Origin of the sequence: Rhizobium sp. RHZ01, assembly GCF_014851595.1 — a bacterium.
Lineage (GTDB): Bacteria > Pseudomonadota > Alphaproteobacteria > Rhizobiales > Rhizobiaceae > Rhizobium > Rhizobium altiplani.
The window spans coordinates 58,040-73,702 of record NZ_JACUZZ010000015.1 but is presented as its reverse complement, the minus strand read 5'-3'; the positions used below and the strand labels follow the sequence as shown (position 1 = coordinate 73,702).

At 60.3% G+C, this 15,663-nt stretch carries 14 protein-coding genes and 1 riboswitch; of the genes, 6 read left to right on the top strand and 8 right to left on the bottom strand.

The annotated features are described in order from the left end of the window. Window positions 1-12: 12 nt before the first annotated feature. Entirely contained in the window at window positions 13-1,419 is a 1,407-nt protein-coding gene (locus IB248_RS16835) for an adenylate/guanylate cyclase domain-containing protein (RefSeq protein ID WP_192241285.1), read from the bottom strand. A 532-nt stretch (window positions 1,420-1,951) separates the two neighbouring features. Between IB248_RS16835 and IB248_RS16830 the strand changes: the two genes are divergently transcribed. After that, a complete protein-coding gene (locus IB248_RS16830; RefSeq protein ID WP_192241284.1) occupies window positions 1,952-3,205 on the top strand; it encodes a D-amino acid dehydrogenase in 1,254 nt (417 codons plus the stop codon). Between the two features lie 81 nt (window positions 3,206-3,286). On the opposite strand, the gene IB248_RS16825 is transcribed toward IB248_RS16830, so the two are convergent. From IB248_RS16825 to IB248_RS16815, 3 genes are read right to left on the bottom strand one after another with little or no spacing between them, the layout of a single operon-like run. Then, window positions 3,287-3,928 (bottom strand): ThuA domain-containing protein, encoded by a 642-nt coding sequence (locus tag IB248_RS16825; RefSeq protein WP_112643234.1) that lies wholly within the window; start codon window positions 3,926-3,928, stop codon window positions 3,287-3,289. A 17-nt stretch (window positions 3,929-3,945) separates the two neighbouring features. Then, window positions 3,946-5,046 carry a Gfo/Idh/MocA family oxidoreductase gene (locus IB248_RS16820; RefSeq protein WP_192241283.1) on the bottom strand — a complete coding sequence of 367 codons (1,101 nt, stop codon included), beginning with the start codon at window positions 5,044-5,046 and terminating at the stop codon, window positions 3,946-3,948. Window positions 5,047-5,080: 34 nt separating this feature from the next. Beyond that, the gene (locus IB248_RS16815) at window positions 5,081-6,277 is read right to left on the bottom strand and encodes an ROK family transcriptional regulator (protein WP_192241282.1); all 1,197 of its coding nucleotides are present in this window, start codon (window positions 6,275-6,277) and stop codon (window positions 5,081-5,083) included. 215 nt (window positions 6,278-6,492) lie between these two features. Here IB248_RS16815 and IB248_RS16810 point away from each other — a divergent pair, with 215 nt between their 5' ends. The 3 genes from IB248_RS16810 (at window position 6,493) to IB248_RS16800 (ending at window position 9,650) form a co-directional block, all read left to right on the top strand. Continuing rightward, window positions 6,493-7,803, top strand: coding sequence for an extracellular solute-binding protein (locus IB248_RS16810; RefSeq protein WP_192241281.1), 1,311 nt, complete (start codon window positions 6,493-6,495; stop codon window positions 7,801-7,803). A gap of 67 nt (window positions 7,804-7,870) precedes the next feature. After that, a complete protein-coding gene (locus IB248_RS16805) occupies window positions 7,871-8,809 on the top strand; it encodes a sugar ABC transporter permease (RefSeq protein WP_192241280.1) in 939 nt (312 codons plus the stop codon). Continuing rightward, window positions 8,802-9,650 (top strand): carbohydrate ABC transporter permease, encoded by an 849-nt coding sequence (locus IB248_RS16800; RefSeq protein ID WP_025661306.1) that lies wholly within the window; start codon window positions 8,802-8,804, stop codon window positions 9,648-9,650. Before IB248_RS16805 ends, IB248_RS16800 begins: the two co-directional genes overlap by 8 nt. Before the next feature lie 13 nt (window positions 9,651-9,663). Here the strand turns inward: IB248_RS16800 and IB248_RS16795 are convergent, their stop codons facing one another. Genes IB248_RS16795 through thiM form a run of 4 tightly spaced genes read right to left on the bottom strand, consistent with a single transcriptional unit; the run spans window position 9,664 to window position 12,678 of the window. Beyond that, window positions 9,664-10,428, bottom strand: coding sequence for a 3-oxoacyl-ACP reductase (locus IB248_RS16795; RefSeq protein ID WP_192241279.1), 765 nt, complete (start codon window positions 10,426-10,428; stop codon window positions 9,664-9,666). Continuing rightward, window positions 10,425-11,246 carry a bifunctional hydroxymethylpyrimidine kinase/phosphomethylpyrimidine kinase gene (gene thiD, locus IB248_RS16790; protein WP_192241278.1) on the bottom strand — a complete coding sequence of 274 codons (822 nt, stop codon included), beginning with the start codon at window positions 11,244-11,246 and terminating at the stop codon, window positions 10,425-10,427. The genes IB248_RS16795 and thiD overlap by 4 nt, the downstream gene beginning before the upstream one ends. Further along, the gene (gene thiE / locus IB248_RS16785; RefSeq protein ID WP_192241277.1) at window positions 11,243-11,878 is read right to left on the bottom strand and encodes a thiamine phosphate synthase; all 636 of its coding nucleotides are present in this window, start codon (window positions 11,876-11,878) and stop codon (window positions 11,243-11,245) included. Before thiE ends, thiD begins: the two co-directional genes overlap by 4 nt. Then, the gene (gene thiM / locus IB248_RS16780) at window positions 11,875-12,678 is read right to left on the bottom strand and encodes a hydroxyethylthiazole kinase (RefSeq protein ID WP_169683501.1); all 804 of its coding nucleotides are present in this window, start codon (window positions 12,676-12,678) and stop codon (window positions 11,875-11,877) included. The genes thiE and thiM overlap by 4 nt, the downstream gene beginning before the upstream one ends. A 49-nt stretch (window positions 12,679-12,727) precedes the next feature. Beyond that, window positions 12,728-12,824, bottom strand: a riboswitch (TPP riboswitch). Between the two features lie 981 nt (window positions 12,825-13,805). On the opposite strand from thiM, the gene IB248_RS16775 reads away from it, so the two are divergent. Together IB248_RS16775 and IB248_RS16770 are read left to right on the top strand one after the other, a co-directional pair. Beyond that, window positions 13,806-14,693, top strand: coding sequence for a YadA-like family protein (locus IB248_RS16775; RefSeq protein ID WP_348648603.1), 888 nt, complete (start codon window positions 13,806-13,808; stop codon window positions 14,691-14,693). A 50-nt stretch (window positions 14,694-14,743) separates the two neighbouring features. Continuing rightward, window positions 14,744-15,358 (top strand): hypothetical protein, encoded by a 615-nt coding sequence (locus tag IB248_RS16770; RefSeq protein ID WP_192241275.1) that lies wholly within the window; start codon window positions 14,744-14,746, stop codon window positions 15,356-15,358. The last annotated feature ends 305 nt before the right edge of the window (window positions 15,359-15,663 follow it).

Here is a 15,663-nt window from a genome sequence, read left to right as displayed (position 1 = left end):
GGAACAGTGGGCTCAGGACAGCGCGAAGATTCTCACCTCCCTGGCTATGCCCTGAAGTTCCTCCATTCTGGAAACCGACGTGATGCCGCTGTCATGCAGGATTTCTGAAACGTGGGTATCCCCGACAATCGCTTCCGTCGTCATGATCACATTGGGATCAGCAAGGCCCTGTACGCGGGAGGCAATATTGACTGTCTGACCGAAGTAGTCCTGCCTGTCGTTGAGATTGACTGCAAGACATGGTCCCTCGTGGATGCCGATCTTCAGGAGAAGATCGTCGCTGCCGTGCTCCGCATTCAGCTGAAGCATCGCCTCGCGCATCCGGAGCGCTGCGGCCACTGCGCGGTCCGGGCTCGGGAAGGTCGCCATCACGGCGTCGCCGATTGTCTTGACGACCGCTCCGGTCTCCGCGGCAACGATCTCGTGAAGGACCCTGAAGTGCGCTCGTACCAGATCGAATGCGGCAAGGTCGCCGACGCGTTCGTAGAGCGCGGTCGAGCCTCTCAAGTCGGTAAAGAGGAAGGTGAGGCTGGTGATCTTGAGGCGCTGGTCGACGTCAAGTGTGTCGGTCCGATAGATGTCCCGGAAACTCTGGTTCGACAGGAGACGTTTCGCCGTGAGAAAAGCTCGCCTGCGGCCCAGCAGGTCGTGTAGCTCGTCTCCTGCAACGCAGACGTTCGGTATCACCCTGCGTTCGGTGTGGTTCTCAAGCATGAGCCGCAGTGGGCCGGGACGAAGCGGGACCGTTTCGTTTAGCGCATGCGCCTTGCTGATGACCATCGACAGGTTTTGCCGTTCGTCGGTGGGCTCCCCCTTCACGTCGATGAACTGCGCCGCGTGTGTTGCCGGATCGAAGATGATCACGAATTGCGCCGGCAGGTGCAGTGAGAGGAAAGCCTTCTCCCCCGGAGCCAACTCGATCATCTCCAGTTGGATGCGTGCAAACCTTGCTTCGAAGTCCTCTGGCAGGTCGACTCCGGAACTGAAGAAGATCTGTCGGTAATATTCAAGCGGCGGAAGCCGATCGGGGTCGTGGGCAGAAATCCTGCGAACCCTTGGACTGACCGTGAACGTCACCTCGACCATTTCGTCGAGGGTTGGTTCATATCCGGCCGCGCAGAGCGCGCACTGGTACGTTTCCTGATCGACTGTTTTCAGAGTTGCACCGGTGTCCAGGACGCCCCCGCAACCTGGGCAAAGGACATTCCACGTCATGTCGAACACGCCAATGCGCGCTGCATGCAGAAATGCTGCGATCGTTTTCTCTTCGTCGAGATGATGCTTATCAGCAAAGGCGAGCACATTGATGCGATTAAGATCGCGATCGGACCCATGCGTGACTACGCGCTCGATACGGTCGACCGTCTGCGGGTCAGCAGCCTGTCGCAGGGTGGCAAAAAGCGCGTCCACTTCGTTCATAAGACACGGTCTCCGTGTGCGTAACCACAAGCGATAACGCCAACACCCGAATTGTACCACGGAATTTTCTGATCGAAATCTCGCCACCAATGAGATTGAATCGAGGTCATTCAAGAGCCGGGACATGGTCTTTCTAGAGATCGCCGATTTTCGGCTTGTCCGCTCGCTCTACCTGTTGACTCGAAGCCGCGCGAGCCTGTCTCCTGCAGCAGAGCGGTTCATCAGTTACCCTTTTCCGGCGGGTGCCGCACGAAACGCTCAATGATCTGATGAAAATTGCGAAAATACGTCCGCAATTGCTTGTTTCCATAACGGATTGAGCGAAACTTCCGTTTGACGAACGATATCCTCACCCAAGGTAAATCGGGACCAATCATGGACAGTAGTACCTTCAAAGTGACGCTTGCAACGGACGGATGCGGCGTCATTTTCATTGACGTTGGCGCCGCTGCCGTAAACTGCCGACGGTCTGGAGCGCTGCTGCCAACGCCGTTACATCTGAGCTGACGTCTTTCATTTTCTGGGGTGCACAATGAAGATCACCGTTTTGGGCGCCGGCGTCATCGGCGTCACCACAGCCTACTATCTGGCAAGATCGGGACACGATGTAACGGTGCTGGAACGCCAGAGCGGACCAGCGCTGGAGACGAGCTATGCCAATGCCGGTGAGATCTCGCCGGGTTACGCGTCGCCATGGGCCGCCCCCGGAATACCTCAGAAGGCCATCAAATGGCTCTTCATGAAGCATGCGCCGTTGATCATCAGCCCGACTGTGGATCCGGCCACCTGGGCCTGGGTGATGGCAATGCTGCGCAATTGCACTTCCAAGCGCTATGCCATCAACAAAAGCCGAATGGTGCGCATTGCCGAATACAGCCGCGACTGCCTGATTGAGCTGCGCGCTGAGACCGGCATTCCGTATGACGAGCGAACCCAAGGAACCCTGCAGCTCTTTCGCACGCAAAAGCAACTGGACTCGATCACAAAGGATATCGAGGTTCTTGCAAAGGACGGCGTGCCGTTCGAGGTGCTCGATCCGGCCCAGTGTGTTGCCGCCGAGCCCGGGCTTTCGCCGGTGAAGCACAAGATCGTCGGCGGATTGCGTCTTCCCAATGATGAGACTGGTGACTGTTTCAAGTTTACCAATGAACTTGCCAAGCGTGCCGAGGCACTGGGCGTCCATTTCGTCTACGGAACCGATGTCCACAAGCTGCGGATCGAGAACAACAGGATCAGCGCAGTGGAAACATCGCGGGGCGTGTTCGATGGCGATGCGGTCGTGGCCGCATTCGGCAGCTTCACGCCAAGTCTGCTGAAGCCCCTCGGACTGAAGATCCCGATCTACCCGGTGAAGGGATACTCGATCACGGTTCCGATCATCGACGAAAGCCGCGCACCAATCTCGACAATCATGGACGAGACCTTCAAGATCGCCATCACCCGCCTTGGCGACCGGATCCGCGTTGGTGGCATGGCCGAAATCTCGCGCTTCAACAAGGACTTGCCGACGTCCCGCAAGGCAACGCTCGTGCATTCCGTCGAAGATCTGTTTGGTGGGGCAGGGGACCAGAGCCAGGCGCAGTTCTGGTGCGGCCTGCGCCCGATGACGCCCGACGGAACGCCGATCATCGGCAAGACCGTCTACGACAACCTTTACCTCAATTCTGGCCACGGCACGCTTGGCTGGACGATGGCATGCGGCTCCGGCCGAGTGCTGACAGATATCATCAACAGGGCAAGACCGCAGATATCGATTGAGGGTCTCGATCTCAGCCGCTACGGCTGAGGAGACGAAAGGCAGAATTCGTACGCTATCCTGATAAAATACCGGCGCCGCGATGGCAGCGCCGGGGTCACGATCGGGTGGTCAGCGTGCCGCCCAGTTGGCACCACGCCTGAAGATGGTCTTCATCTCGGGCACCGAGAATTCCTTGGCCTGATGGCCGAGCGAGGAATAGAAAACGCGGCCCTTGCCGTATTTGCGTTTCCAGGCAACGGGCATGACGACACCATCGATCCAGTAGGCGTGATCGCCGGTGAACCTCGTCGTGGCCAGCACCTCATTCGAGGGGTCGACGTGCATGTAGTATTGCTCGGACGTGTAGGGGAAGTCGGCAATGCCTTCCATGATCGGGTCGTCCGGGCGCGTGACATTGACGGTGTAATCGATGATATTGCCGGGGTGCGCGACCCACTGCCCACCGATGATGAACTGGTATTCGACGCATTCGCGGAAGCTGTCACCAGCGCCGCCGTGGTAGCCGGCAATGCCGACGCCACCCTCGATCGCGGCCGCGAGGTTCTTGATCTCTTCCTTTTCGATCTTCGACATCGTCACGATCGGCACGACGAGGCTGAGATCATGGACGGACGGATCGGCAAAAGCCTCGGTCGTGTGCTCGACGTAGACCTTGAACCCGTCCTCCTCCAGCATGTCCTTGATGATTGCGGCGCATTCCTGCGGCTCGTGGCCACTCCATCCGCCCCAGACGATCAGTGCTTCACGCATAGTCTTCCTCCTGATGATTACTTGGCCAGTCGCCCGTCGACGAGCGACTGTGACAGCGGCATGGGCCGCTCTGTTTGGGTGGTGATGGCAACCGTGCGCCCGCTCTCTGAGGCAGCGTGGAAGGCCTCCATGACCTCGAGGACATGCAGAGCCAGGTCGCCGTTGGCACGATGCGGCCGGTTCGAGCGGATGGCATGGGCGAGATCCGCAACACCGATCGAGCGATAGTTGCCATCGCCATAGGGCGCCGTCAGCGGCTGCTGTTCGAAGGCGCCACCTTTCTTCAAAACTTCAACATCGCCTCCGAAGTGATTGGGATCGGGAACGATCAGTGTGCCCTCGGTGCCGTAGATCTCCAGTGGCACATGCTTGTGTCCGGCAACGTCGAAGCTCATTCCGATCTGCACGACCGCACCGTTGGCGAACGCCATGAGACCGGCGACATGGGTGGGTACGTGTACCGGGATGTGCTCGCCGTTTCTCGGTTCGCTGGTGATCACGCGCTCCTTTCGCGGCGTGATGGCGAAGCCCGCCACCTGCGCGACCGGTCCGAAAAGGTTGACGAGATCGGTGATGTAGTAAGGACCCATATCGAGCATCGGTCCGCCGCCGACCTCGTAGTAGAAGGCCGGATTTGGATGCCACCGCTCGTGACCGGGGCACATGAAAGTTGCTGTGCCGCCGACCGGCTGGCCGATGACACCCTGATCGATGAGGGCGCGCGCTGTCTGATGCCCGCCGCCGAGAAACGTGTCGGGAGCCGCACCGATGCGCAGCCCTTTGGCCTTGGCGGCTTCGGCGAGCTTCTTGCCCTCCGCGAAATTGATGCCCAGCGGCTTTTCCGAATAGGCATGCTTGCCGGCCGCAAGCGCCTGCAGGCCGACGGCAACGTGGGCCTTCGGGACGGTCAGATTGACGATGATCTCCACTTTCGGATCAGCAAGAAGCTCATCAATCCTCTTTGCCGGCACGTTGAATTCGCTGGCCTTGGCTTCTGCCAATGCGTGGTTGAGATCGGCTACGCCGCGAACCTCAAGGATGGGGAAGGATGCCATCGCTTTCAGATAGGCGCCGGAGATATTGCCGCACCCGATGATGCCGATACCGACTCGTTCCATGATTTCCTCCCGTTGGATGTCGTGATTTTGCTGCTCAGAGCGCTGGACCAGTGGTGTTCCAGGGCGACTCGTAGAGTTCGTAAAGGGCCACCGCAGCAGCTCCTTGCGCCCAGAAGTCGTCCGTCGAATCGTCGAAGACGAGTTCGGCAACGCCCTTCAGCGACGGCGGAACGGCGAGCGCATAGGCGTTGCGCAGGCTGTCGAGAAATGGCTCACCGAGCGCAAGGCTGGAGCCGACGAGGATGACGCGGGGCGGCGCAAACAAGGTGACGATGTTGGCGATCGCAACGCCAACGGCTTCGCCGGCCCGGATGGCAGCACCAATCAACGTACTGTCCTCGGCCTTGATGAGCGCCTGGGCATGCGTCATGCCGCGTCCAAGCTTGATGGCCTCGGCAAAGCGGCCACTGGCCGGCTCGCCAAGTATTTCGCTTTCGCCGGCCTGGCTCGACAGCCGCACGACCCCGTTGGGTCCCATGCCAAGCACCAGGTCGCCGAGATTGTGGCTGAGGCCGCCAGCTCCACGAAACAGCTGATTGTCATGAAGCACGCCGAGACCGAGTGTCTGCTCGAGCGAAATCAATACCATGTCTTCCAGGTCACGGGCCTTGCCGAACCAGTGATGGGCAAGCGTGATCGCATGCGCATCGCTTTCAACGATGGTCGGGGTATCGAGCCTGGTCGTCATCTCGCTTGCGAAATCGACATTCGTGTCGCGAAAGATCGGGCTGCTTCGGATATGGCCGGTTCGATGCTCGATCACACCGGGAAGGCCGAGGCAGACACTATCGACATCCTCGAGCGAAAGGCCGGCATCGACGACGCAGCGGCGCACCCCGTCTTCGACGAGGTCTGCGATCACGCCGATCGGCTGGCGGTCGATGCGGATCGGCAGGGTGATTTTCGACAGCACGTCGCCACGGAAATCGGTCACCACGAACACCAGGCGGTTGGCCGCGATCTTCGCCCCGACGACGCGCGCTGCATCGGGATTGAGCTCCAGCATGACGCGCGGCCTTCCGCGTGCCGCCTCGTTGCGAATATCGCCCTCGTGGCGCGGCAGGATCAGCCCGTCGTCGAGCAAGGAAGCAGTGATCGCCGAAACGGTCGTGGTCGACAACTGCGTGCGTTCGCTGATCTCGACACGCGATATCGGCCCGTGACGCCGGATCGTGTCCAGCACGTTCAAGCGATTGATCGCGCGCATCAATTCGGGATCTGCGGTCTTCATCAGGTCGGCCAGGCTCTTCAATGTCAGCGCGGCGTGCGGCGCTCATATTTTCAACGGTATGCGAATTAAATAGCGCGCCAGCAGCCCCGTCTGTCAAGGCAAATCTACCGATTTCAACGAGGGGAGTTGACATTCGCCAAAACCTCCCGATGATTTAATCCGCATAAGGGAAAAATTGAAGAGGACGATTTTTGCCCTTGCTGGAGGAGAAAATCATGTTTGACCAAATGAAGGCGAAAGCCTTGCTTCGCAGCCGTTTCATCGCCCGCTCGGCGGCCACGGGACTGGCGCTCCTGATTGCTGCGGGAAGTGCCGCGGCAGACACCACCGTCAAGTGGCTGCACCTTGAGCTCGATCCGAACTATGTCGCGATCTGGCGCAAGATTGCAGACAAATACCAGGCCGAACATCCCGGCGTGAAAATCGAAATGCAGTTCCTGGAAAACGAAGCTTTCAAGGCCAAGCTTCCGACCCTCTTGCAGTCGAGCGATGCGCCGGATTTCTTCTACAGCTGGGGCGGCGGCGTGCTGAAGCAGCAGCTGGCGACCGGAACGCTCATGGACCTGACGTCGGCGATGAACGCAAAGGACGGCGCCTGGGTGAAGAGCTACAACCCGGCCGCGATCAAGGGCCTGTCCTACGACGGCAAGATCGGCGCCGTGCCTTTCAAGATGGGCACCGTCTCCTTCTTCTACAACAAGGCCCTTTTCGCCAAGGCCGGTGTCGATGCCGCCAGCATCAAGTCCTGGGATGACTATCTCAATGCCGTGAAGAAGATCAAGGATGCCGGCATCGTCCCGATTGCGGGCGGCGGTGGCGAGAAATGGCCTCTCCATTTCTACTGGAGCTATCTGGTGATGCGCAACGGTGGCCAGAAGGTCTTCGACGCGGCCAAGACCGGTGAAGGGGAAGGTTTCAACGATCCGGCAATCATCAAGGCCGGAGAGCAACTTGCCGAGCTCGGCAAACTGGAGCCGTTCCAGCCCGGCTATCTCGGCGCCACCTGGCCGCAGACGCTCGGCGTCTTCGGCGATGGCAAGGCAGCAATGATCCTGGCGTTTGAAAACACCGCGGCCAACCAGCGCACGAACGCCGGTGATGGCAAGGGGCTCGATCCCGACAATATCGGCCGCTTTGCGTTTCCGGCCGTGACGGGCGGCGCAGGCGCGGTCACCGACACGCTTGGTGGATTGAACGGTTGGGCCGTGACGAAGAAGGCGCCGCCTGAAACGCTCGACTTCCTCGCCTATCTGACGAACGCCGAAAACGAGCGCGATATGGCCAAGGCCGGCATGCTCATCCCGGTCGCCGTTGGTGCCGAGGACGGTGTGACCAATCCGCTGTTGCATCAGTCTGCCGAACAGTTGGCGCACTCGACCTGGCATCAGAACTTCTTCGATCAGGATCTCGGCCCGTCGGTCGGCCGTGTCGTCAACGATGTCTCCGTTGCCATAGTCTCCGGGCAGATGAGCCCTGCCGATGGAGCACAGCAGATCCAGGAAGCCTTCGAGCAGGATCAGCTCTGATCAAGACTATCGCGGCGCGGAGAAGCATCCGCGCCGCCCTCAATCTGAATGAGGAGGATCGGCTTCAATGACCACCATCAGCGCGACGAGCGTCATCCGTCCGCGCCCGACTTTAAGATCGTCGGCGCGCAGCAAGGATCCCAGCCTGGCGCGGCGCCTGCCTGTCCTGCTTCTGTTTCTGCCGCCAGCACTGCTGCTGTTCACGATCTTCGTCATCCTGCCGATGGGCGAGGCGGCCTGGTACAGTCTCTACAAGTGGGATGGCTACGGTCTGCCGACACAGTTTGTCGGCATGCGGAATTTCGAGGTCCTGTTCAAGAACAGCGCCTTCATAACAGCATTGAAAAACAATGCCCTGATCATCGTTGTTTCCATTCTGGTTCAGATTCCGCTCGCGATCTGGCTGGCGATGATGCTGGCGCACCGGATCGCCGGTGTGGTCCTCTTCCGCTTGATCTTCTTTCTGCCCTACGTCCTGGCCGAGGTGGCGGCAGGCCTCATCTGGCGCTTCGTCTACGACGGCGACTATGGCTTGTTTGCCTCGGCTGCCCACCTCGTTGGCGTCGAGACGCCCTATGTTCTGGCGGACAAGGACCTGGCAATCTATGCGGTGCTGGCCGTCGTCGTCTGGAAGTATTTCGGCTTCCACATGATGCTGTTCATCGCCGGGCTGCAGTCGCTCGACAAGAGCGTGCTGGAGGCTGCCGAAATCGATGGCGCGAGCGGCTGGCAGCGGTTCCGCTACATCACGCTGCCGCTTCTCGGTTCGACGGTGCGCCTGTCCGTCTTCTTCGCCGTCGTAGGCTCGCTGCAGCTCTTCGACCTCATCATGCCGCTGACCGGTGGCGGGCCGTTCAATGCGACGCAGACCATGGTCACCTTCCTGTTCAATTTCGGCGTCACGCGCATGCAGGTCGGCCTCGGCAGCGCCGTCGGCGTCGTCCTTTTCGTCATCTGCGTGACGCTGGCCTTCGGCTACAAACGGATATTCATGCGCAATGACTGACATGGCCTCATCTGCCCGGACCGCGACCGGCACGAAGATCTATCTCTATGTTTCGCTGACGCTCATCGCGGCGATCGTGCTGGTTCCCCTGATGACGACGGCACTTGGCGGCTTCAAGGACCTCGGCGACCTCAGAACCAACCCCTTCGGGCTACCTGCCGCATGGCATCCGGAGAACTATACCGACATTCTCTTCGGAGACCGCTACTGGCGACAGATGATGAATTCGCTGATCATCGCCACCTTGACTGTCTGCCTGACGGTTTCGGTTTCCGCCATGGCTGCCTTCACCTTCGCGCATGTAAAGTTCTTCGGCGCCGGCTTCCTGCTCAACTACTTCCTGATCGGCCTGATGTTTCCGGCCGCGACCGCCATCCTTCCCTTGTTCATCCGGATCCGGGACCTGGGCCTGTTGAATTCCTACTGGGGTGTTGTCCTGCCGCAGGTCGCCTTTGGCCTCGGCATGAGCATTCTCTTGTTCAGGAATTATTTTCGCAACCTTCCGGAAGAATTGTTCCAGGCTGCCATCGTCGACGGCTGTGGCTACATCCGGTTTTTCTGGCACATTTCGCTGCCGCTCTCGCGGCCGATCATTGCAACGGTCAGCATCATCTCCTTTGTCGGCAGCTGGAACAGCTACATCCTGCCGCTGATCATGCTGAATTCGGAGACGATGTATCCCTGGCCGCTCGGCATCATGGTTTATCGCGGCGAGTTCGGCACTGCCTGGCAGCTGGTGCTCGCTTTCATCACGCTGACAATCATGCCAACCATCATCGTCTTCTTCCTGGCGCAGAAGCACATCATCGCCGGCTTGACCGCGGGTGCGGTCAAGTCCTGATGAGGGCTGCGCCTCAGCCGAAGACGAGTCCGCCGTCGACGATGAGGTTCTGCCCGGTAACAGCGCGTGCCCAGGGGCTTGCGAAAAACAGGACCGCGTCGGCCATTTCCTCGGGCGTCGTCACTTGCCGGAGCGGGGTGTTTGCCGCAATCAGATCGAAGACGGCATCCGGTGTGGCGCTGCTCGCTTCGGTGGCGCGCAGCAAGCCGCCCGAGACCATGTTGACGGTAATGCCTGATGGGCCCAGCTCTGCGGCCGCCGTGCGGGTCAACGACAGAAGCGCACCCTTGGCAGCCGTGTAATCATGGTAGGGCACCACAGGGTTCTGGAAGAGATTGGTGCCGATCGTGATGATCCGCCCAAAACCGGCGGAAGCCATGACCGGGCGGGTGGCCTGGATCAGGTTCAACGCCCCCTTCACGGCCGTATCGAGCTGGGATGTCATTTCACCCCAGGTCAATTGGTCGAGCTTCGATCGGGCGTCTCCGTTGAAGCTGAAGTCGGTCAAGGCATTGTGCACGACTGTCGTCGGCGCACCGAGTGTATCCTTGACCTCGGCCACCATGCGCTTGACGGCATGGCTGTCGCGGACATCCGCCTGGAAGGCCCGGGCACGATCACCCAACGACGCGGCAAGCGCCTCGGCCTCGGTGCGGCTGTTGCGGTAGTTGATTGCGACCTTCGCGCCTTGGCGGGCAAAGGCAGCAGCGATGGCGGCGCCGAGGCCACGTCCGGCCCCGGTGATGATGACGGTCTGCTCGCTGATTGCCAATGTCATCTCGAATGTCCTTCTTTCAACTTCCAAAGCTCATGAAAATGCTGAACCGGCCCGTGCCCGGAACCGACAGAAAGCGTATCCGCCTGCGCGACGGCATGGGCGAGGTAGCTTTTCGCATCCGCCACTGCCTCGGGCAGCGTCGCCCCCTTCGCGAGCTCGGCGGCAAGCGCGCTCGATAGCGTACAGCCGGTGCCATGCGTGTTCGCCGTCGGTATCCGGAGCCCCTCGAACCAGCTCAACCCCTCGGCTGTCGCCAGGACATCAGGGCTCTCCTGGCTCGGCAGATGACCGCCCTTGACCAGCACCGCCTCCGGGCCAAGAGCACGCAGGCTTTGCGCCTGCTCAGCCATGTCCGCGCGGGTATCGGCCGTCGGTCCATGCAGGAGTGCTGCGGCTTCCGGCAGATTGGGAGTAAGCAGCGTCGCAAGCGGCAGCAGCCGTCGGGTGAGGACGTCGACCGCGGACAGATCGAGGAGGCTGGCCCCGCCCTTGGCGACCATGACAGGATCAAGAACGATCGGAATGCCCTTGTGGGGTTCGATCGCATCGGCGACAGCGTCGGCGATTTCGGCATTGGCAATCATGCCGATCTTGATTGCATCAACGCGGACATCGGCAAACACTGCCTTGATCTGGTCGGCGACGAAGGCAGCCGGAACCAGATGGACCCCGCAAACGCCCTGTGTGTTTTGCGCCGTCAGCGCGGTCAGCACCGCCATGCCGTAGACACCGCGGGCAGAGAATGCCTTCAGGTCCGCCTGGATTCCGGCGCCGCCGGAAGGATCGGATCCGGCAATGGAGAGAACGTTTCGGATCATCGGTGAACCTTTCTGATGTTTTCCGCGATCTCGCGAGCCGCCGCCTCAGGGTCACGCGTGCCGCATATCGCAGAGACCACGGCAAGACCGTCAGCCCCAGCAGCAAAGACATCCCCGACATGAGCCGCCTTCAGCCCGCCGATTGCGACCGCGGGAACGGGGCAGGCGCGCACAAGGCGGGCAAGGCCAGCAAAACCGGTCGGCTCCTTGTGATCCGCCTTCGTCGATGTCGCAAAGACCGGGCCGATACCCGCGTAGTCGACGATTGCCGGATCGACCCCCGCGGCCAGCGCCTCGGTCTCAACGGAGAGGCCAAGGATCATATCGTCTCCAATCCGCGCGCGGGCAGTTGGCGCATCCATGTCCTCTTGCCCGATGTGCAGACCGTCAGCACCAATTGCGACGGCAGCCTCCACGTCATCGTTGACGATGAGCAAGGCACCGGTGCCAGACAAAGCCGCCTTGAGCGCCCGACCTGTTTCGATCATCAGGGGTGTATCGGCATGCTTGTCGCGCAGCTGGACAACGCTCGCTCCGCCAGCAACAGCCGCCCGCGCGGTCTCCACCATGCCGAAGCCGGCACAAAGACCGGAATCGAGGACAAGATAAAGTGAAAGGTCGATGGTCCTCATGCGAAACGCACCCTTGCATGGCGATCGAGGAGCGGGGCGTCAAGCGCTGCAAGCGCATCGAGAAACGCCGGAGAAAACGAACCCGGGCCGTCCGCGCTGCTGGCTGCCATCTCGCCGGCAACAGCAAAGGTCGTAAGCGCTGCAACCGTTGCCTCGAACGGCGCGGCAGGCCGGATCGCCGTGAATGCTCCGACGAGGCAGGTCAGTGCGCAGCCGAGCGCGGTCACCTTGGGCATCAAGGCCGACCCGCCTTCAATCCAGGCAGCTCGTTCACCGTCGGTGACGAAATCGACGACGCCGGTTACCGCGACCGTCGCACCGTGTGTCCTCGCAAGCAGCCTGGCGGATTCCTCTGCCTGTTCGACCCCGTCACGACTGTCCACCCCCTGGCCCCGACTTTCGCCACCGGCAAGGGCGATGATCTCGGAGGCGTTGCCACGAATGATGGTTGGACCGAGTTCCAGCAGCCGATCAACGGCCGCCCGGCGGAATAAGGTGGCATAATGGGCAACCGGATCGAGAACCCATGGCTTGCCGGACTGGCTGGCGGCGAGGGCTGCCGCCTCCATGCCGCGCAACCAGGATGACGACAGTGTGCCGATGTTGATTGTCAGTGCGCCTGCGATCGCCGCAAACTCGCCAGCCTCTTCTTCCGCATGCACCATGGCGGGAGACGCGCCAGCGGCCAGAAGCACATTGGCTGCGATATTCATGGCAACGAAGTTGGTGATGCAGTGCACGAGCGGCGGTTGCGCGCGCAACTCGCTGAGCAGTATTCCCGGTAAGGTCTGATCTTGCATGGTGCGCCTTTCGATCGGGGAGAAAGGCGCGGGGACTGACGCAGGAGGCGAAACGTCCCGAGCGACTCCCTCCGCCGGCATTATCCGGTTCAGGTTCAAAGGGTACTTCTCAGCCCATCCTTCGAGGGGCGCCCCTGTCTCTCATTGCCTTCTTCTCGCAGAGAAGCACGCGCCTGTCATCCATAAAATGGACATCGCCAGGTGAACCCGGAGAAGGCCCCGCAGCAGGAGCGCGGCACCCTTCCGGCCTTCTGGCGGTTGCATCACTCATCCGATAGCGCGCCATAATACAGCTGACGGAAGGACTTGGATTTCCCCCTGCAAACTGCTCACTTCTGGATTGCGGTGAGCAACCCGTTACGGATTCCGGCGCCGCTTTTCTTTGTCCGAACCATGGCACTTTCCAAATGTTCGGCGGTTAATAGCCGGCAGTTGCAAGCATTGTTGGATGGCAGCCGACACAGCGATCGTGTTGCATTTACTTATTTTTGTTTACTTTCCAGGGATTGTGTCAAATGGCATACTCCCGCTCGCTGGGTAAAGGCGAGTTCCATGGGCGTCCGACGATTTTCGGTTCTGACCTACTCGACTGCTTGATTACACGCGGCCAATAGGCCGGCAAGACAATGCCGATGCAATCGTCCAACTCGGTTGGCGACCGAAGGGAGGTCTTGATGCGAACACCTCATGCTGCAGTCTCTGTATCGCTTCCTGCCGTGTGTGTTCTCCTATCTGCTACCATAACAACATTCTCGCCCACTCCTGCTCGGGCCCAGTTCGTCTGCGAAAACACGACAGGCTCGGGAGACGGTGCGGCTGCCGGTGGTGTCAATGACGTCGCCTGCGGAACCAATGCGACAGCGGGGGGCGCCGCGGGAGCAAACTCCGCTTTCGGTTTCCGAAGCAGCGCGACAGGCGGAGCCGCCACTGCCCTCGGCACAACGACCAATGCCTCCGGTGCATCATCGGTGGCAGTTGGGCAAAATTCTCAGGCGACAAACAGGGGCGCGGTCGCGGTTGGTTTGGCCAGCAACGCCTCCGGATTCAACAGCACAGCCATCGGGGAAAATAGCAGAGCTGCCGACGCTGGCGCGACTGCCCTGGGGGTTGACAGCAATGCGCAGAGTGTGGACAGCACGGCCGTTGGTGTTCGAAGCCTGACGACGGGTGCCGGTGCGACTGCCATTGGGGTCGGCAGTCAGGGCACCAGTGTTGATACCTTGGCTGCTGGCGTTAGAAGCGTTGCCAGTGCTGGCGGCGCAGTCGCGCTCGGAGGTGACAGCATTGCAAGTGGCGGCAATAGCACTGCGGTTGGTAATAGGAGTTCGTCCTCCGGCAATCAGGCAACAGCGATTGGATTTAACAGCAGTGCCCAGGGCCAAAATAGTCTTGCCCTGGGGACCGGCTCAGTGTCATCAGGGCAGAATTCAGTGGCGCTCGGAGCTGGTTCGACGGATGGTGGTATCGCCAATGTCGTCTCCGTCGGGGCGCCGGCCGCCGAGCGAAAGATCGTCAACGTCGCGCCCGGCACGATTTCAGCGACCTCGACGGATGCGATCAATGGCTCCCAGCTGTACGCCACAAATCAGAATGTCGCCCAGAACACGAACGAACTTGCCGATCACGAGACGCGCATCACGAACAATACCAACGTTCTCAACCTCCATACGACTGAGATCGCCGGCCTCGATACGCGTGTAACCGCAAATACAAACGCCATCGATTCCCTGGACAATCGCGTCAGCAGCCTCGAATCCAGCATGTCGCCGATGAATGGACGCATCGACAAGGCCTACGAGGGCACGGCGATGGCGCTGGCGATGGGTGGGGGAACCCTTCCGAATGACAAGAACTTTGCGGTGTCCATCAATTGGGGCACGTTCGAAGGCGAGAACGCTTTCGCTGGCAGCGCTTACGCGCGGATTACAGAGAATCTGCTGATCCATGGCGGCGTCGGCGTAGGGGCGAGCGAAGGTACTTTCGGTGGGACCGCGGGGTTGACATTCACGTGGTGATCGTCCGAGCGCTACAGCCGTTCGGTTCGCGCGAGCCGAGATCCCAAACGATGCATTTGCCGTTCAAATTTATCGTCGCGGCGCTGGCAGTCCTTTGCGTAGAGGCCGGCCTTGAAAGCCCCGTTCGCGCCGAAATCAAGAAATCCCCGAAGGAAGATGTTTCAAGAGCACCGCGTCCGGCAGATATCGATCGAAATGGCGTTCTTATCCTTGTGCGAAACACGCTTCTTGCCCTCGACCAGGCGAACAAGACTGGCAACTACACCGTTCTGCGGGAACTCGGCTCGCCGGGCTTTCAGGCCAATAATTCCGCGCAACTTGCAGAGATCTTTGCCTCGCAACGAAAACAGGGATACGACCTGAGTGGCCTTGCGGTCATCGAGCCGCAACTAACTGTGCTTCCGCAGATCGAGCCAGACGGCAAGTTGCATATGGCGGGGTTCTTTCCGTCGGTGCCAATCCAGGTGCATTTCGAGCTACTCTATGCGCCTGTCGATCGTCAGTGGAAGCTCTTCGGGATATCAGTGAACTTTGATGAAAGTGGCCCGGCCGCACCCGCAACAACCGACAATCGGGCCCAAAAGCCGGACGTTCCGGTGAAGCTTCCCGACCCGCCGACGCCTGCGGTCAGACCGAAAGCACCTTCTTCAGATTCGGGCCTTTGAGACGTCGACCTCGACGTCGTTGGGTTCCGGCTCCTGCACGGAAATGAGGTCTGATCGATACGCCGGGCCATCAGATCCGCTCCAAGCTGCTGGCCAAGTGAACTCCCGTCGGTGCGCAAGGTCCAGGGTCGCGCCTGTGACAAGCTGGACAGATGATATGTCGGGGCCTAGTGTTCTGAAATGTTGGGATGTCGTCTTCTTCTCTTCGGTTTGATCTTGCTGTTCGGATGGACAGCAGGCGCGCAGCAGATGCCCTGTCCCTTTGAATATCCAGACACGCCGGTCAACCGGTCTCGCGGGGTGGT

Excerpts from the sequence above, each read along its gene's own strand:
- IB248_RS16835 (WP_192241285.1), bottom strand. The coding sequence starts at position 1,419 with ATGAACGAAGTGGACGCGCTTTTTGCCACCCTGCGACAGGCTGCTGAC.
- thiD (WP_192241278.1), bottom strand. The coding sequence starts at position 11,246 with ATGATCCGAAACGTTCTCTCCATTGCCGGATCCGATCCTTCCGGCGGC.
- thiE (WP_192241277.1), bottom strand. The coding sequence starts at position 11,878 with ATGAGGACCATCGACCTTTCACTTTATCTTGTCCTCGATTCCGGTCTT.
- thiM (WP_169683501.1), bottom strand. The coding sequence starts at position 12,678 with ATGCAAGATCAGACCTTACCGGGAATACTGCTCAGCGAGTTGCGCGCG.
- IB248_RS16800 (WP_025661306.1), top strand. The coding sequence starts at position 8,802 with ATGACTGACATGGCCTCATCTGCCCGGACCGCGACCGGCACGAAGATC.
- IB248_RS16820 (WP_192241283.1), bottom strand. The coding sequence starts at position 5,046 with ATGGAACGAGTCGGTATCGGCATCATCGGGTGCGGCAATATCTCCGGC.
- IB248_RS16805 (WP_192241280.1), top strand. The coding sequence starts at position 7,871 with ATGACCACCATCAGCGCGACGAGCGTCATCCGTCCGCGCCCGACTTTA.
- IB248_RS16815 (WP_192241282.1), bottom strand. The coding sequence starts at position 6,277 with ATGAAGACCGCAGATCCCGAATTGATGCGCGCGATCAATCGCTTGAAC.
- IB248_RS16825 (WP_112643234.1), bottom strand. The coding sequence starts at position 3,928 with ATGCGTGAAGCACTGATCGTCTGGGGCGGATGGAGTGGCCACGAGCCG.
- IB248_RS16770 (WP_192241275.1), top strand. The coding sequence starts at position 14,744 with ATGCATTTGCCGTTCAAATTTATCGTCGCGGCGCTGGCAGTCCTTTGC.
- IB248_RS16810 (WP_192241281.1), top strand. The coding sequence starts at position 6,493 with ATGTTTGACCAAATGAAGGCGAAAGCCTTGCTTCGCAGCCGTTTCATC.
- IB248_RS16795 (WP_192241279.1), bottom strand. The coding sequence starts at position 10,428 with ATGACATTGGCAATCAGCGAGCAGACCGTCATCATCACCGGGGCCGGA.
- IB248_RS16830 (WP_192241284.1), top strand. The coding sequence starts at position 1,952 with ATGAAGATCACCGTTTTGGGCGCCGGCGTCATCGGCGTCACCACAGCC.